Here is a 14,622-nt window from a genome sequence, read left to right on the forward strand (position 1 = left end):
AAATGCTTTTAGCCTTTAGCGGTAAACATACTAATCCTACAATGCACTGCCGCACTGTTATTGTGTCTTGTTAATCTTTTGAGGATATCACTTCCCATGAGTAAGTTATCTCGCTCTACCATCTTGATGCCAGTATTTATACCGACGGCAATTGTCATGATATTGCTAGTGATAGGCGCTTCAGTCAACCCACAACTGGCCAGTAGTCTGTTCGAGCAAGTATTGAATTTTACCACTGAGACGTTTGGTTGGTTTTATATGCTGGCAACAGCGCTATTTTTGATATTTATCGTAGTGCTGGCGTTTTCTTCTTATGGCAGTATCAAACTTGGTCCTGATCATGGCGCTGCGCAATACAACTTCATTGAATGGTTTGCGATGCTATTTTCGGCAGGGTACGGCATTGCGTTGCTGTTTTATGGTGTCGCTGAACCAGTCCTACATTTTGCAACACCGCCGCTGTCAGAGCCTCAAACCATTGCTGCTGCCAAAGAAGCGATGCAGATTGCTTATTTTCACTGGGGATTTCATATTTGGGCAATCAACGGCGTTGTTGCCTTAACATTGGCTTACTTTGCTTATCGTCAAGGTTTGCCTTTATCAATGCGCTCCACACTTTATCCTATGATCGGTGACAAAATATATGGCCCTATCGGGCACGCGGTTGATGTGTTCGCCATCTTGGGCACCTTGTTTGGACTGGCAACCAGTTTGGGTATTTCAGTCTCACAAATTAACACCGGCTTAAATTACTTAGTCCCTAGTATCCCAGTCAATAGCACCGTACAGGTCATTGCCATTACTTTGATTACGGGTTTGGCACTGATATCAGTATTGGCCGGGATGGACAAAGGGGTAAAAAGACTGTCTATCTTGAATATGATACTAGCCACAGCGCTGATGCTATTTGTGTTTGTCGTTGGACCTTCAGTATTTATCTTAAATGCCTTTATGGAAAATACTGGTAGCTATCTGGGCAATATCGTTGAGCGTACCTTTAGCTTGCAGGCCTATCAACATGGCGATTGGATTACCAGTTGGACGCTGTTTATATTTGCGTGGACGATTTCGTGGTCACCGTTTGTCGGCATATTTATTGCTAAAATCAGTCGTGGTCGCACCATTCGTGAGTTTATTGCGGGCGTGATGCTAGTACCGACAATTTTTACTTTCTTTTGGTTCGCTGTGTTCGGTGATACGGCGCTGCATATGATTATGGTACAAGGCTATGAATCATTAATTAGCGAAGTACAGAACAATCAAGCCATTGCATTATTTAAGTTACTTGAGAATCTGCCTTTTACGCAAGTGGTGTCGGCACTGGCAGTGGTGCTTATTATTACCTTTTTTATTACTTCATCTGATTCAGGGTCGCTGGTTATTGACTCATTGGCAGCTGGTGGGCGCAGTGATACGCCAGCATGGCAGCGCACGTTTTGGGTGGTGATACTAGGCGTTGTTGCTTCTGTGCTGTTGCTAGCAGGGGGGCTACAGGCGCTACAAACCGCCGCTATCGTCAGCGCCTTGCCGTTTACGATGATCATACTTATAGCGATGTTTGGTATGTGGCGCGCGCTACGTATCGAAGGTCACCGTAATGAGAGTTTGGCGAACGAAAATCATTTGCCGCCGCATCTGCTTAAGCTTGATGCTTGGCGTGATCGAATCGATTACATCACTGAGCAGCCGAGCCGTGAGGATGTTTTAGGCTATATTAAAGGCACGGTTATGTCGTCGATGACTGAAGTGGCCGAAAAGTTTAAAGAGACAGGCTGGCTACCTGAAGTAAACTATGATGTCACCAATAACCGTGCGGTATTGGAGCTACAACGTGGCGATGACGTAGAATTCTGGTATGAGGTACGCTTAACGCATCGCGATACCCCTGACTACTATAAAAAAGGCACAACTACCAATACAGCGCAGGAACATTCTTACCGCGCGCAAGTGTATCTGCGCCGGGGCGGTCAAACTTATGACTTGTACGGCTATCAATCTGAGTCAGTCATTAACGATATCATCGATCAATTCGAAAAATATCTATACTTTTTAGATGAATCACCTAATAGCTTGCCTTGGCGTATGCAAGAGCATGATGAAGATATTACCTTGGAGCAGGGTAGTGTGTTTGATAAATAGACGGTTTGGCTATGAATATTTAATATGTATTAGGGCAAGTTATTCACGTGAATAACTTGCAATATGCGCACGAACCCTTAGAATAACGGCTTGTTTTTACCATGAATCAAGCCGTTTTTTATGCCTATAAATAATCCAGTTGCTTCTGAGTCGTCAGCACAAATTGCTAATGACCATCCTTTATTACAGCCTCTTATGATTGGTGGCTTGACGATTGAAAACCGTCTGATGGTGGCGCCGATGGCTGGCGTGACAGACAATCCTTTTCGCAGGTTATGCAAATCCTTTGGCGCAGGTCACGCCGTCAGTGAGATGATTATCGCCGATACCGCCCTTTATGCGCGCAAAAAATCTTTGTATCGCGCCAATTTTGATAACGAAATCGCACCCATTTCAGCACAAATTGCCGGTGCTGAACCGGATAAATTGGCGCAAGCGGCACAGTACCAGATTGATAACGGCGCGCAGATTATTGATATTAATATGGGCTGCCCTGCCAAAAAGGTCTGCCGTAAGCTGGCAGGCTCAGCATTACTGCAAGATGAAGATTTGGTTGCGCGTCTTTTAGATGCTGCGGTAAATAGTGTTAATGCGCCTGTCACTTTAAAAACGCGCTTGGGCTATGAGAATGGGCGCGAGAATATTCTGCGTGTGGCAAAGCGAGCAGAGCAGGCGGGCATAGCTGCTATTGCTATCCATGGACGTACGCGTGAGGACATGTATACTGGCGAGGCACGTTATGAGCTCATCCGTGAGGTCAAAGAAAGCATCAGTATCCCAGTGATTGCCAATGGCGATATCGATAGCGCAGAAAAAGCGCAGCGTGTCTATGAGCTGACGGGCTGTGATGCGGTGATGATTGGACGCGCCGCTCAAGGACAGCCATGGATATTTCGTGATATCGAGCATTTTTTACGTACTGGTCAGAGCCTTGATGCACCTACAGTGAGCGATATCAAAAAGATTGTACTGGCGCATTTAGAAGAGCTATACGGTTTTTATGGGGAATACTCAGGCTGCCGAATTGCTCGCAAGCATATCGCTTGGTATACCACCGGTATTCCGAACTCTAACGCGTTTCGCCAAGCCATGTATGGTGAAGAAAGTACCGCCGGACAGTTCCGAGTGGTAGAAGCGTTTTTGCATGCTCATGAATAAGCAGTAAAGAACAAAGAGCATATGCTAAGCACAAAGTAATCGATCTTTTATCTAATAATCAGCGATATGCCGTTAAACTGGCTTTATTGCGGATTTATTTCCTTTAAAGCATATTTCTTTGCTATGATTTAGGGAAATATTAACGGAAGTCTAATTTTTAAAAGGACGTTTCATGGCCAACCCCTCAAAAAAAGCAATCAGCAAAGCAGTTCAAAACAAGAATATTATTATAACAGGGGCATCAAGCGGTATTGGTGAGCGCACTGCTTTTTTGCTTAGTGAATGCGGTGCTCATGTTATTTTGTTGGCACGTACTGAAGAGAAGCTAAAAGCGGTTAAAGAAAGTATCGAAGAGCTAGGCGGCAAGGCAAGTTATTATCCTTGTGACTTGACTGATATGGAAGCTATTGAAAACGTCAGCACGCAAATTTTGGCAGACTTTGGTCACGTTGATGTATTGGTCAATAATGCTGGGCGCTCGATTCGTCGCTCAGTTCACGAATCTACAGAGCGTTTCCATGATTTTGAGCGCACCATGGACATCAATTACTTTGGCGCGGTCAAAATTATCCTTGGGGTTTTGCCAACGATGATTGAGCGTAAAACAGGTCAAATAGTAAATATCTCATCGATTGGTGTTTTGGCAAACAGTCCGCGTTTTGCCGCCTATGTCGCCTCAAAATCGGCCTTGGATGCCTTTAGTCGTTGCCTCGCTGCCGAAGTCAAAGGCGACAATGTGACAATCACCAATATCTTTATGCCATTGGTACGCACGCCGATGATTGAGCCAACCAAGCTGTATCGTTATATGCCAGCGCTTATGCCAGATGAGGCGGCTATGATGGTCGCCAAAGCAATTGTTCATAAGCCAAACAGCATTGCCAGCGGTATGGGAAAATTTGCATCGGCTACTTACTCATTAGCACCAGCGATTAACGTTGGTATCCAATCAATGGGTTATCGTATTTTTCCAAGCACTCGCATCGCTCAGACTACCGATAAAAAACCAAATCTTGCTCAGCGCGCCTTTGCCAGAATCTTACCGGGTGAGCATCACTAGACGATAGCTATTAGTAGTTATTATTTATAAGCAAAAAGGATACCTCGGTATCCTTTTTTGATGCTTTAAAGGCTAATTTTTAATACAACTCGCTTTTCTTGATATAATTTTGACGCATATTTTGTCTATGGTTATGTTTATTGCAAAGACCGTGTGAGATCGAACCTCACCCTTGTCAAAATTTCTTTGATAAGATTGACCTCGTTCAACATCACGTGTGCCCTGTTCTTGATAGGAAGTTACCTCAGGGGTTGACTGCGGTATAGCATAACCTTGATAAGCCAACCGTTTTGTTTGGTAAACCTCTAAAGACATGGCTGACATAGAGCACATCGCCACTGTTAAAAAAATGATTGCTTTATTTACGATAGAAGATTTAAGCGGTGCCATGGCTTTGTTCTACTGACTGTTGATAGCATCAATTATATAGCCAAATTAACAATATAGTGTGATTTATCTCTACAGTTATTTATGCCCTAAAGTAAGTTGCTATCAGAACTATAATAGGCCTGAAAATCTAATCAGCATATAGATACCCATACCAACCATCATGATGTTTTCAGTCAAAGACACAAAACCAAGCGGTACATTTGAGTTGCCCCCAACGCAGGCGCATTTTAGCTCACGCTTATCTATATAGACGGCTTTAAATACTGACACACCGTTGACAGTACCTATAAATATCGCGACCACAGCCGCTACCAAACTTAGCCATGCAACACCAGCCAACATCGCGATACCGACAAAAGCCTCAGCAAAAGGATAGACGTAAGCGTAACGAACGACCTTACGCGCTAATAAGTCATAGCCCAAAAACTGATTGGTAAAGCTCTCTAAGTCTTGCAGTTTTTGGATAGCAAGTACGAGCATGGATAAGGCAATAAACCAGATTAGGGTTTGAGGCGAAAACAATGTGCCGCTAAAACCCCAAGTGAGTGCAATACTAGCGAGCGCGGTAGTGGCAAATATCGCAATCACCGGCGTATAGCTTACCTCAGCGCTTTGAGAAACCTCTTTGCCAAAAAACGCTTGCAAATCATCATAGCCACCGATGCGCTCATCATTGATAAAAATCTGCGGTGTGGTTTTGACATTGAATTTGTCTTTTAGCGCTTGGGTTTCAGCATCATTAGTCAAATGCTTGTCTTCGATCTGATACCCATTGCGCTCTAAAAGATCGAGTGCTTTTAAACCAAATGGACAAACATGATCAGGTTTGACCATACGATAAACCATTGCTGTTTTCATAACGACCCCTCCCGTCTAATCTCTCATCCTTTAGTTGTTTTATTGTTTATTGTTTATTGTTTATTGTTTATTGTTTATTGTTTATTCTAGATCTTTAATAAGCGCCTGCATCTCAGCGATCTCACGCTTTTGCGCTTTAATAATATCGTCAGCGAGCTGTTGCACACGTGGGTCTTCAATATCTGCTCTAGAACTGGTCAAAATAGCAATCGAGTGATGCGGTATCATCGCTTGCATCCAATCGACTTGATCGACGGTTGCTTGAGAGCGTACGCCCCAAATACCGATGGCGAACATCAGCACACTTAGCCCATAAACCATCAAGTTAACTTTGGTTTTTTTATACATATTACCCATAAAGGCCAGCATAATGACCGCCATACCCGCACCCATGTAGAGCGCCATATAAGCTCGGGTTTCACTAAAGTAAATATGATCCCACTCATAAGTATTGAAATACATCATGATGTACATCACAACCGTAGACGTCACAATCATCAAGGTGAACTTGACATACGGGTTCATGCCCTGTTGATGATTCATGTTGTTTTGATCTGAAGCATTCATAGTATATCTCCTATTATATTAATAATATTAGAACCAGAATTTAACCCCCGCAGTCAAACTACTGCTATCAACTGATTCATTATGCTGACGTCGTTGACCACGCGCACTGCCAAGCGCTGTCTCATAGCTCACACCCACATAAGGCGCAAGTTGGCGACTTAAGGTTTCATAAGTCAACCTAACTTCAGTCTCTAATTCATTGAAACCCTTAGTAATATGGTTGTCAATATCGTCTTTACTAAAAGCTGACAGACCAACTTCCGGTATCACAACCCAGTGCTGGCTCAAACGCCACTCGTATTCTGCGCCAAGGTCCAATCGGACTTGTCCATCAGAATACAGATAAGCCATTGCATCGGTTTCAATAAAATAAGGTGCTGTGCCCTCAATACCCGCCATAATGGCAGGCTTATCATTCTCGGTATCGTAAGCCACTCCGGCCAATCCATTCCAGAAAATGCTTAGCGGCTTCCAGTAAGATAGTGAGGTCAGGCTATCGATTTCTTTATCACCTTCGGTCTGAATACTACCTTCACTACGCAAAGAAAGACGGCGCTCATCTACGCCATACCAAGCACTAACCTCATAATTAATCTGATCGTCATCAAACTGATAGCCTAAATCATCTACAGAAACGCCCCATAATGGCATATCACCCATCATCATAGGCTTACCATACTGTCCATAGGGGACACCATTTGAATAGTCAGCACTACGAGCATCAGCTGGAGCCTTACCACCTTGCATACCTGACATGTCCATACTGCCATGATCCATGCCGCTGTGATCCATGCCTGACATATCCATACCGCTGTGATCCATACCCGACATATCCATATTGCTATGATCCATGCCTGACATATCCATACTGCTGTGATCCATACCGGACATATCCATATTGCTATGGTTCATGCCAGACATATCCATACCGCTGTGATCCATATCTGACATGTTCATACTGCTATGATCCATACCTGACATATCCATACCGCTATGATCCATGTCCGACATATCCATATTACTATGATCCATACTTGGCATAGTCATGGCTTTTTTAGTAGTGGACGGATCAGCAGCATTAGCAAATGATGCTAGCAATACCAATGATGATGCCCCAGCGAACCGTAAACCTACTTTATGTATTTTCATCTCATCTCTCACCTATCAATCAAAGATTTGCTTAAATGACCGCCACTTCTCTAAACATACCGGCTTCCATGTGATAGAGCAGATGACAATGCCATGCCCATCGACCCGCTTCTCCTGTGACATCAAAGCTGATTTTTTGTGCTGGTTGCACCATAATAGTATGCTTGCGCACCTGAAACTCACCGTTAGGCATGCGCAAATCGCTCCACATACCATGTAAATGCATCGGGTGATTCATCATCGTGTCATTAACTAAGGTAATGCGCACGCGCTCACCCGGCTTAATATTGACCGGTGTCGCATCGCTAAATTTAACCCCATCAAACGCCCAGATATAGCGCTCCATATTACCAGTTAAATGTAGCTCGATCTCTCGGGTAGGTTTGCGCTGCTCTGCAAATATAGCCTCATCGACAGAGCGCAGCTGACTATAATTCAGTACATCCCTATTGATATTGCGCAGGTTGATACCGGGATCATCAAGGTTCATACGTGGACTGTCCACACGCATATCACTCTTAAAATCGTATTCTGTTTTGGCATGCTTGGCCTTATAACCATTCGCACCCATAGCGCCCATCATATCTGCCATGGTGAGCCACTCGATTTTGTCCATAGAAGGCGTTGGGGCACGAGCGCCTTCTTTGGTGGCAAGCATTGCGGCGACATAGCCTGAACGGTCTATGTTTTGGGCAAATATGGTATGCGCCTCTTTGGTCGGGGTAACGATGACATCGTAGGTCTCAGCCACGCCAATACGAAAATCATCAATCGCAACGGGTGCGACATCAATGCCATCAGTTGCCACCACAGCCATTTTGAGACCGGGTATACGCACATCAAAGATGGTTTGCGCTGAGGCATTGATAAAGCGTAACTTAACGCGCTGTCCTGCTTTAACGATTTGTGCCCAATTAGCCGCGGTGGTTTTGCCATTGATAAGATAGGTAAAGGTAGTCTCACCCGACAAGTCAGTAAAATCAGTGGGCATCATGCGCATCTGATTCCACATTTTGCGTTTATCAAACGCGGTTTTCATATCCGTTTCAGCGATATCAGACAGTAGCTTCTTGAAGTCTGGCAGATGATAGTTGTCAAAGTCGGCGCGCTGTTTGAGCAGCTTTAAGAGATTGTGCGGGTTGCGACTGGTCCAGTCACTAAGCACGATCACGTGGTCTTCATCGATAGGATGACGCTCACGACCTTTGGGTTCAATGACAATAGCGCCTAGCATGCCGGTTTGTTCTTGGAAGCCACTGTGTGAGTGATACCAATAGGTGCCTGACTGCTTGAGCTCAAACTTATAGGTAAAGGTACTGTTTGCAGGAATGCCATCAAAGCTAATACCCGGCACCCCGTCCATCTCAAACGGTACTAGTAGTCCATGCCAATGAATAGAGGTTGATTCATCCATCTGATTGTGAACACGTATCACCACCGTATCACCTTCACGCATCTTTAACGTCGGCGCTGGTAGTGAATTATTGATGAGCGTTGCCATGCTCTTTTTACCGTTGACAATAGCGGACTGTTTACTAACGTATAAATCAAACTCTTTACCAGTCAATATAGGTACTTTATGAACGTTTTGATCACTATTGATGGTAGCGCCTTGAGCACCTGAGCGACTCGAATGTCCCAATGCACTACTGGCAATGGTCGGCATTAAAGAGGCGCCAAGGACAGCGGAGGATCCGGTTAAAAAACGTCGGCGGTTCAATATGTTCTTTTTATTCATAATGATGACCTAATTTAATTGATGAAATGGTTTTTAAGCTTATTGTTATAATATTTTCGATAGTTAACAGAATCTATTCACATCTAGGTCAGCACTATAGTTGCTGCTGAGGCGACTCAATAGCGGCGTATGCTTCTGTCGTGCCATCCTTATTAAGCTGCATCACTTTATAGGGCATGAATTTATCTTGATATTCCATACCAGGGCTACCGACAGGCATACTAGGTACGGCAAGACCAATGGCTTGTACAGGAGGGTTTTTTAAGAATTGAGCCATGTGCTTAGCAGGAACATGTCCTTCAAAGACAAAACCGTCAGTGGTCACAGTGGTATGACAAGAGCGCATCTGCTGTGGTACGCCATAGCGATCCTTGAATAAAGACACATCTGCCACATCTTGCGCGGTTGCATTGACGCCATGGTCTTCAGCATAGCTTACCCATTCTTTACAGCAGCCGCAGTTGGCATCTTTATAAACCGTGGCTGAGATATTTTTCAGGATGTTTGATTGAGTATCTGACTGAGTATCTAAAGGAGTACTGACCGCCTTTACTTCAGTTTGTGGTTGCTCTGTTTTCGTGGTTTCGACGTTCTGCGTAGCAATAGTTGGCTCAGTAGCTGGCTTTGAGTCAGTAGCAGTGGCGTTAGGCTGACTACAAGCCGCGATCGTTAGCGATAATGGCAATAGCAAAATCGCTGAGAGAGCTCGACCAGATGTCAGATTACGTTGATCAATAAATTTATTACTATAGCGTCTCATAAAACCACTCCTGAGCGTCTGTTTATTCATTAGAAATTCTAAAAGTCTCAGCATGACCATCGAATACCGCGGTGCTGTTGCACTTTACATTGTAAAAGGCAGCACTATTTAGCACTGCCTTTTTTACGAAAAATCAATGTTGCATTTCTGACCCATCACCTGTCATATCCATCTCACCATCAAACGACATGTCCAACATATCATCGTCTAATCTCGTCGTTAACATAGTGTATTGGTTTTCATTAAGTTCAGGTAACGATCTGATAAAGGCAACCATCGCCCACATTCTATCGTCATCATGGGAGGCGCCCCATGCGGGCATTCCCGATGCCATAATCCCGTGTTTGATGACCCAAAAACTTTGCTTTGCCCCATCCTCAGTTTGATAACGTTTGACAATATCAGCCTTGGTAAAGTTAGGCGGCTTGGGATATAGGCTTGCGCTAAGATCGGTTTTTTCTACACCGGGAGACAAGTGACAGCCTGCACACATATCTTTGTAATCAGCGCCACCTGAGCTAATCATATCGACCTGCTCTAAGTCAGGTACTTTGATATCTTTACTGGCATGTTCTATGGAGCGATTGCGCGCAGTTTCTAAAAGGCTATACATCATTGGGCTATGCTCTTGATCTGCACCCACATTGACAATACCACTGCTGACAACCGCAAACATACCAACGATTGCCACAAATACAGTAAAGAGCACACCCAATAAAAATTTCATATGCTTTCCTAAAAACTTATTTCCGTTAATTTATCTCTGTTGTCAGAGAAGCGCTATTATTTAACAGAGCTAAGATTTCTAAGACTTGGTCTCAGTAGTCACACAATGCTTTTGATACATCTGTTTCATTTTACTCATATTAGTCATCATGGCTTTCATGGCAGGATCATTCATGTCCATTTTGCTATGATCCATTTTTTGCATCATCTGCATATGCTTTTGCATTTTTTCACAGTTCATCTGATCTTTTTCAGCATGCATTTTAGGATCGTGTGCCAGAGCTGACGTTGATACCACAAGAGCGATGGCAGTCATGGCGATTGATTTCGACAGTGATTTAAAATTTGACATAATTCATTCCTATTGATTGGATTAAAAGCTGTTTATTAAGGGTAGAGCCGTTAAGCCAGTCTTAATGATACCTTATTCATTCTGACTGGCACATGACATTAAGATTACAATATTGTCATCTTCAAATATTAAGATTTCAATATCTCAAGTAATCTTTTAGTATTACTTCTCACTATTATAGTTTTTTACAAAATATTTTTCCGACTGCAAATGTTGGTCTTGGTGCTGAACCTGACAAGCAACTCTAGCATCAACAAAGACTTTCATTTGGGCATCAGACATCTGTGCATCATTATGATCTGCGTTCTTGGCAAAAGTAGTGACCGCATCGCAATTACTAACAACGGATGCATCTAGGTTTTCGGTGTGTGCATTGGCCGCCGACATACCAACTAACATTGATACTGACAGTAAAGCTGCTTTTGTTGATTTGCTATATTTTTTCATTTAAAACCCTTTACATATTATTGATGAATAAACCATTTAAGTAAGACAATCGCTTAACGCATAGAAGTGCTCTGTATCTGACATAAGCTTCTATGTGGCGTTGATTTAGAATACTAAATAGAGGCTGACAGCTAGATGACACGGACATGACGTTTTTGTTTGAAATACAACAATATTGTCATCTGCTTGTCATGAGAGCCAAATATTAGCACTCATATCTATTTATAGAGCGCTGTAGTAAGAGGGGCGTTTGCTATCCATATAAATGATAATTTAATAACGTTAGTGCTATGCTGTTGACAACCATAATGCTAGGAAGAAGGTGAGTAACGATGAAAGTGCTGTTAGTAGAAGACGAGGAAAAGCTTGGAGAATATATTAAGTAAGGCTTAACGGAGGCGGGCTTTATTGTCGATCATTATATGACCGGTCTAGATGGCTATCATGCGCTAATGACTGAGGAATTCAGTGTGGTACTGATGGATGTAATGCTACCTGATGTCAGTGGCTTTGAGCTAGTGCAGCGCTACCGTGCCGCTGGCAAGCATACGCCGGTGTTATTTTTAACCGCTAAAGATGATTTAAGCGATCGGATTAAGGGCATTGAAATTGGTGGTGATGATTATTTGACCAAGCCTTTTGCTTTTGCTGAGCTGATAGTCAGAATAAAAAGCCTACTGCGCCGTGCTAATCAATCAGACTATAAAAGCACGGTCATACATATCGCGGATCTAAAAATGGATATTGCTAAACGTAGTGTATATAGAGGCGATACCCCCATCAAGTTAACGGCCAAAGAATTTGCTTTATTGCAGCTGTTCCTAGAGCGTCAAGGTGAAGTACTACCACGCACTGTGATTGCCTCACAAGTATGGGACATAAATTTTGACAGTGATACCAATGTCATTGACGTCGCTATCAGACGGCTACGAATCAAAATCGATGATGGTTTTGATACCAAGCTTATTCATACGGTACGCGGTATGGGCTACCGATTAGAGCCACTCGATGTCGGCGCAGACAGTAGCATGGGCGATGCTGACACCAACAAAGACGATCTAAAATAAAATGAGAGATAAATTTAAGAATCGACGCTGGCCTTTGTTATGGCGTACTGTTTTTTTACTGACCATATTTGTTGTTGTCTCTCAAGTTGTCATTTATATATGGGTTCAGCGCTCTGTTAACGAGCACTTTGAGCAAATGGACTCAGAGATTATTACCCATGCAGCTTTTAACCTGCGTAAACGCATGGCGAATTTTAATGAGCAAGTAGAGCCCTTTACAGTGTCAAAGTCTCAATCAATTATCGATGACAATCATCTGCATTCTTCTTGGTTAGACTATGATTTAAAAACCCTAATATCAGATAAAAAGGGCAATTTATTGTCCAGCGATCCCAGTAATTTCATCAATGATCTACCCCGTGACTTTAGTTTGTTGCAATTACAACAGAACTATCACGAGCAGCAGTTTACGATCAAAATCAATAATAGACATTACCGAGCAATGATCATTGCAAATCATGAGGTTTTAGCGCTTATTGCGCTGCCCATCGATGTTCATCATCAGTATCTTATGCAGTTTAACCGTCATCTGAGTATGATACTGATTGCGATCACACTATTGCTGGTATCAATCGCCGCATTAAGTGTTTATTGGGGTTTTGCGCCATTAGCGACTATCGTCCAAAAAATGAAGAGCATTAATCCTGAAAAACTACACGAAAGAGTAGTGGTTGGTCATATGCCCATAGAACTACGGCCACTGGCTGAGTCTTATAACTTGATGATGGAGAAGCTGGAAAGTAATTTTGAATCGCTATCACGCTTTTCGGACAATATCGCTCACGAATTACGCACGCCGCTTGCGACGCTTGGCACTCAAACCCAAGTGATGTTAAGTAAGCCTAGAGCAAGCAGTGAATATGTTGAACAACTGCACCATCAGCATGACACGTTAGAGCAGTTATCCGCTATGATTAACAATATGCTGTTACTGGCAAAAACCCAAAAAGAGCTGAGTGCTTCGCAGATAAGTCCTGTTAATACCGAGAGCTTGATCACAAAGCTGGTAGACTATTATGAAATAATTGCTGAGGATCGTGAGATAACGTTTGAGAAATCGGGTGATTTCAAAATGGTGCTAGGGGATGAAGGCTTATTGCAGCGGCTGTTTGCCAATCTTATGTCAAATGCCATTTATTATGCTGCTAGTGACAGCACTATAATGATATCCGCTAGCGTCCTTACCTCAACCACCTCACGTCATGTAGCCAAAGATCATATTCAACCCTCAAGGCAATCGTGGTTAAGAATAACCATCACCAATCGTTTAGACAAGCCGTTAGATCAGAGTGAGGCTGATAAATTATTCGAGCGATTCTATCGGCATGATAAGACTAGCCATCAGTATGCAGGTACAGGGTTAGGATTATCTATCGTGCAGGCCATCGCTAATGCTCATAAAGGTCACGTAAGTATCACCATTAAAGATAAGTATGCTTTTGAGGTTGCGGTAGAGTTGTTGATGGCTAAGTAGTGAACATCTTCATAATCTGGCACTTAAAGTATATAAAATAGGGATATAGAGAAGTTAACAGAATATGCCGTTAGGTTTACTCCTATTATAATGACGGTATCCTAGTAAGGGCTTGAAAGTTTGGTTATATCCCAAGAGAACCAGCTGTTTCACCCTTCAAACCTATTAACAGACCACTTAATACAGACTAGCTAAACACGCGCCACATTATCCAAAATAACCCTGCCATAATGATAGCAATAATAAGTAGTCGCTTGACCCAATAGGGCAGTAAGGGTTTTTTATAGCCCAAATCGTTAAGCTGATTGTTAAGACCATCTTGCAAAGTTTGAAAGCCTTGTTCAGACGGTGTACTTTTGACTTTACGCTTGATTAAGTGTTCAGTGTCGTCCTCAGCTTGCTCTCTATCGAAACTAAAGGCTTTACTAGGAATCCCTTGCTTATTGGCGATACTGTTAAGTTTTTGCTGCTGTTCGTTTTTGAGAGCAAGCTCGTAAGCATCGATGCGAGATTTTGCAGCATCCATACTGATATTTTCATCAGCGGCTAACGTCTTAATAGCCATAACCAGATTGCCTTTTTCGACCATCATAATAACCGTCTTCGGTAATTTTACTTTGGCAGGTTTTGAGCCTGAATCAGAATCAAACATGACTGTCCCTATTTGAGTATGATGAGTAAGTAGAGGGGGTATTATACCCTCGTTATACTGGCAAAATTCAAGCAAAAAAATACCG

The 14,622-nt window shown here is 42.9% G+C and carries 14 protein-coding genes and 1 pseudogene; 5 read left to right on the plus strand and 10 right to left on the minus strand.

Translation table 11 applies throughout. The features are described 5' to 3' along the window. Positions 1-96 precede the first annotated feature (96 nt). From ABYU67_RS04020 to ABYU67_RS04030, 3 genes are all read left to right on the plus strand, one after another. Complete coding sequence (locus ABYU67_RS04020; protein ID WP_372843722.1) at positions 97-2,139, plus strand: BCCT family transporter; 2,043 nt, start codon at positions 97-99, stop codon at positions 2,137-2,139. Positions 2,140-2,259: 120 nt separating this feature from the next. Continuing rightward, positions 2,260-3,297: a tRNA dihydrouridine synthase DusB gene (dusB, locus tag ABYU67_RS04025; protein ID WP_372843723.1), complete on the plus strand. Its 1,038-nt coding sequence runs from the start codon at positions 2,260-2,262 to the stop codon at positions 3,295-3,297. Positions 3,298-3,469: 172 nt separating this feature from the next. Then, positions 3,470-4,357: an SDR family NAD(P)-dependent oxidoreductase gene (locus tag ABYU67_RS04030; RefSeq protein WP_372843724.1), complete on the plus strand. Its 888-nt coding sequence runs from the start codon at positions 3,470-3,472 to the stop codon at positions 4,355-4,357. 72 nt (positions 4,358-4,429) lie between these two features. On the opposite strand, the gene ABYU67_RS04035 is transcribed toward ABYU67_RS04030, so the two are convergent. The 9 genes from ABYU67_RS04035 to ABYU67_RS04075 form a co-directional block, all read right to left on the minus strand. Beyond that, positions 4,430-4,747 carry a hypothetical protein gene (locus ABYU67_RS04035; protein WP_372843725.1) on the minus strand — a complete coding sequence of 106 codons (318 nt, stop codon included), beginning with the start codon at positions 4,745-4,747 and terminating at the stop codon, positions 4,430-4,432. A 108-nt stretch (positions 4,748-4,855) separates the two neighbouring features. Beyond that, positions 4,856-5,605, minus strand: coding sequence for a MauE/DoxX family redox-associated membrane protein (locus ABYU67_RS04040; protein ID WP_372843726.1), 750 nt, complete (start codon positions 5,603-5,605; stop codon positions 4,856-4,858). 81 nt (positions 5,606-5,686) lie between these two features. Next, positions 5,687-6,172 carry a DUF305 domain-containing protein gene (locus ABYU67_RS04045; RefSeq protein ID WP_372843727.1) on the minus strand — a complete coding sequence of 162 codons (486 nt, stop codon included), beginning with the start codon at positions 6,170-6,172 and terminating at the stop codon, positions 5,687-5,689. 27 nt (positions 6,173-6,199) lie between these two features. Continuing rightward, positions 6,200-7,321, minus strand: a complete 1,122-nt coding sequence (locus ABYU67_RS04050) for a copper resistance protein B (protein ID WP_372843728.1) — start codon at positions 7,319-7,321, stop codon at positions 6,200-6,202. 31 nt (positions 7,322-7,352) lie between these two features. Further along, positions 7,353-9,059 (minus strand): copper resistance system multicopper oxidase, encoded by a 1,707-nt coding sequence (locus tag ABYU67_RS04055; protein WP_372843729.1) that lies wholly within the window; start codon positions 9,057-9,059, stop codon positions 7,353-7,355. A 94-nt stretch (positions 9,060-9,153) separates the two neighbouring features. Beyond that, positions 9,154-9,819: a DUF411 domain-containing protein gene (locus ABYU67_RS04060; protein ID WP_372843730.1), complete on the minus strand. Its 666-nt coding sequence runs from the start codon at positions 9,817-9,819 to the stop codon at positions 9,154-9,156. 133 nt (positions 9,820-9,952) lie between these two features. After that, the gene (locus ABYU67_RS04065) at positions 9,953-10,546 is read right to left on the minus strand and encodes a cytochrome c (protein WP_372843731.1); all 594 of its coding nucleotides are present in this window, start codon (positions 10,544-10,546) and stop codon (positions 9,953-9,955) included. Positions 10,547-10,624: 78 nt separating this feature from the next. Continuing rightward, the gene (locus ABYU67_RS04070; protein WP_372843732.1) at positions 10,625-10,897 is read right to left on the minus strand and encodes a hypothetical protein; all 273 of its coding nucleotides are present in this window, start codon (positions 10,895-10,897) and stop codon (positions 10,625-10,627) included. Between the two features lie 162 nt (positions 10,898-11,059). Beyond that, complete coding sequence (locus tag ABYU67_RS04075; RefSeq protein ID WP_372843733.1) at positions 11,060-11,344, minus strand: hypothetical protein; 285 nt, start codon at positions 11,342-11,344, stop codon at positions 11,060-11,062. Positions 11,345-11,676: 332 nt separating this feature from the next. Here ABYU67_RS04075 and ABYU67_RS04080 point away from each other — a divergent pair. Further along, positions 11,677-12,411: pseudogene (locus ABYU67_RS04080) on the plus strand (heavy metal response regulator transcription factor). Position 12,412: 1 nt separating this feature from the next. Then, positions 12,413-13,885 (plus strand): ATP-binding protein, encoded by a 1,473-nt coding sequence (locus tag ABYU67_RS04085; protein ID WP_372843734.1) that lies wholly within the window; start codon positions 12,413-12,415, stop codon positions 13,883-13,885. Positions 13,886-14,072: 187 nt separating this feature from the next. Here the strand turns inward: ABYU67_RS04085 and ABYU67_RS04090 are convergent, their stop codons facing one another. Continuing rightward, positions 14,073-14,537, minus strand: a complete 465-nt coding sequence (locus tag ABYU67_RS04090; RefSeq protein ID WP_372843735.1) for a hypothetical protein — start codon at positions 14,535-14,537, stop codon at positions 14,073-14,075. Between the last annotated feature and the right edge of the window lie 85 nt (positions 14,538-14,622).

Source organism: Psychrobacter sp., assembly GCF_041554015.1.
Taxonomy (GTDB): Bacteria; Pseudomonadota; Gammaproteobacteria; order Pseudomonadales; family Moraxellaceae; genus Psychrobacter.